The sequence below is a fragment of the Bacillus sp. 522_BSPC genome (assembly GCF_001076885.1).
GTDB lineage: Bacteria > Bacillota > Bacilli > Bacillales > Cytobacillaceae > Niallia > Niallia hominis.
This window is the reverse complement of sequence record NZ_JVDT01000169.1, coordinates 1-873: the sequence shown is the minus strand read 5'-3', so window position 1 is coordinate 873 and position 873 is coordinate 1. Positions and strand designations below refer to the sequence as shown.

Annotated in this window: 2 pseudogenes; both read right to left on the bottom strand. The window is 34.7% G+C overall.

Annotation, left to right across the window (positions count from 1 at the left end):
- Window positions 1-346, bottom strand: a pseudogene (locus ADJ83_RS24940) (IS3 family transposase); the annotation flags it as partial.
- A 267-nt stretch (window positions 347-613) separates the two neighbouring features.
- Window positions 614-772, bottom strand: a pseudogene (locus ADJ83_RS26895) (IS3 family transposase); the annotation flags it as partial.
- Window positions 773-873 lie beyond the last annotated feature (101 nt).

Genomic DNA, 873 nt, shown 5'->3' with positions numbered 1-873 from the left:
AAATTCCATTGATATCGATAATTGTTATAGTAAACCATGTAATGTAATGATTTATTTTTCCCTTTAGTTCTTTTATGGTTTGACAAGATTGATAGTCTACCTCATCTTTTAAATGTCCAAAGAATGACTCTTGGGGGCATTGTCCCAAAAGTTTCCTCCTAGACATAGATTGTCCTAGTCCATATTCTTTTAATAAAATTTGATATTTTGGACTTGTGTAATGGCTACCTTGGTCTGAGTGAATAAAGGCATCTTCATGTAGAGTAACTTTCTAGTTGTTCATTAATTTATGGATGGTCTTGGTAGCGATATCAAGAGTGATACGATCAGAAACATGGTAAGCTAGTGAACTGACCTAGCCAAATGAGACATATATAAAACACCTATCCATATTAAATTTAACACTTTTTCATTAATTTGATATTGGTTCTTTACTGGAAATAGTTCAGGCACTTTGTCACTTTACTTGGAGCCTCTGCGGGCATAGATTCTTTAGCCAGGAAGCCAGATATCTCAAAGAGAATCTGGCTTAGCCATAATAGGCTATCATGCCCGCATCTCCAAATAAAGTGCATGTCTTTTCTACATGCAAAGTGGATAACCCCGAAATCCTTTAAGCTGCCTTTAATCCAAATTCTATTGGAGTTAAGTAGCCTAATTTTGCTTGAATCCTACCCTCGTTGTAATGATGAATGTACCCATCTATTCTAGAAATAACTTCTAAATTAGCTAGGGTATTAAACTTACAATATTGGAATTCCTCTGTCTTTAAATTTGAATGAAATGATTCAATCACCGCATTGTCCCAACAGTTCCCTCGTCTGGACATACTACCTACTAAATGATGTTCCTTCAAATAATTTTGAAAAGTAT